This window comes from Lelliottia sp., from assembly GCF_045627565.1.
Classification (GTDB): domain Bacteria; phylum Pseudomonadota; class Gammaproteobacteria; order Enterobacterales; family Enterobacteriaceae; genus Enterobacter.
Window position 1 is genome coordinate 1 of the sequence record NZ_JAZQNX010000038.1, and the last position, 1981, is coordinate 1981.

Annotated in this window: 1 protein-coding gene; it reads left to right on the forward strand. The window is 58.2% G+C overall.

Features of this window, described 5'->3' with window-relative positions; genetic code table 11:
* On the forward strand, positions 1–1666 hold a 1666-nt coding region (locus ACKI5T_RS18190; RefSeq protein WP_407439253.1), incomplete at its 5' end, for a primase-like DNA-binding domain-containing protein.
* Positions 1667–1981 lie beyond the last annotated feature (315 nt).

Below are 1981 nucleotides of genomic sequence, written 5' to 3' on the forward strand. Positions count from 1 at the left end.
TCACCTGACCGGTGAAACCGTCATGGTGGCGCTCTCATCCGTGAACCTCCTTTCTCTGGCGAGCCTTGCCCGGCGTCAGCACCCGGCCTGTCAGATTGTCCTCGCTGCCGACCGCGACCTCAGCGGGAACGGCCAGACAAAAGCCGCAGCGGCCGCACAGGCCTGTGAGGGTACGGTTGCCCTCCCGCCGGTATTTGGTGACTGGAATGATGCCTTTATGCAGCAGGGTGAGGACGCGACGCGCAAGGCGATTTATACCGCCATACGGCCGCCGGCGCAAAGCCCGTTCGACACCATGAGCGAGGCGGAATTTACCGCCATGAGTACCAGTGAAAAGGCAATGCGGGTGCATGAGCATTACGGCGAAGCGCTGGCCGTGGATGCGAACGGCCAGCTCCTGTCCCGCTATGAGGCCGGGACATGGAAAATCATCCCGCCGTCGGATTTTGCCCGCGACGTGGCCGGGCTGTTCCAGCGCCTGCGCGCCCCGTTCTCATCGGGGAGAATTCCCTCCGTGGTCGATACCCTGAAACTGATTATCCCGCAGCAGGCCGCCCCTGCACGCCGTCTGATTGGTTTTCGCAACGGCGTGCTCGATACCCTCACCGGCGTATTCAGTCCGCACAGCAAATCGCACTGGCTGCGTACGCTGTGCGACGTGGATTTTACCCCGCCGGTGGAGGGCGAAACGCTGGAAACCCACGCACCGAATTTCTGGCGCTGGCTCAACCGTGCGGCCAGTGGTAATTCGGCTAAACGTGACGTGATACTCGCTGCGCTGTTTATGGTGCTGGCGAACCGTTACGACTGGCAGCTCTTTCTCGAAGTCACTGGCCCCGGCGGCAGCGGAAAAAGTATTCTGGCCGAAATTGCGACCCTGCTCGCCGGGGAAGACAACGCCACGTCAGCGACCATCGAGACGCTGGAATCACCACGTGAGCGCGCCGCGCTGATTGGATTCTCGTTGATACGACTGCCTGACCAGGAGAAATGGAGCGGGGACGGCGCAGGACTTAAGGCCATCACCGGCGGCGATGCCGTGTCGGTCGACCCGAAATACCGCGACGCCTATTCGGCCTATATCCCGGCGGTAATTCTGGCCGTGAACAATAACCCGATGCGCTTCACCGACCGCAGCGGCGGCGTGTCCCGTCGCCGGGTCATTATTCATTTCCCGGAGCAAATCGCCCCGGAGGAGCGCGATCCGCAGCTTAAGGACAAAATCGCACGCGAGCTGGCCGTCATCGTGCGCCAGCTTATGCAGCAGTTCAGCGACCCGATGAGCGCTCGCACGTTGCTCCAGTCACAGCAGAACTCCGACGAGGCGCTCAGTATCAAGCGCGATGCCGACCCGACGTTTGATTTTTGCGGCTATCTGGAGGCACTGCCGCAGACGAACGGGATGTTTATGGGGAATGCCAATATCATCCCGCGACAGCCACGTAACTATCTCTATCACGCCTATCTGGTCTATATGGAGGCCAACGGCTACAAGCATGTGCTGAGCCTGAAAATGTTCGGGCTGGGGCTGCCGATGATGCTGAAAGAGTACGGGCTGAACTACGAGAAGCGGCACACTAAACAGGGTACGCAAACCAACCTGACGCTCAGGGAGGACAGCAACGGCGACTGGCTGCCGAAGTGCGACGAATCTGCAGCGACATAACCTACCTCAGACCGGCAATCGCCGGTCTTTTTATGCCTGCCTGACCCGCGAGGTGAACAATCGACTGTTCACCCTTCACCATCTGTTCACCACTTAACATCATGAAATTACTTTATAAAAATTGAAGGTGAACAGAGTGAACAGTAAAACCCAAAAAAACTTTTTACCCCCCCTCGTTGCCTGATCCGGCGCGCCCTGCGCGCGCACAAATCACAAAGGTGAAGAGTCGACTGTTCACTCTTCACCAACTCATCACCCCTTAACATCATGATTTAAAATGGGAAATCATCGAGGTGAACAGTGTGAACAGTTAAA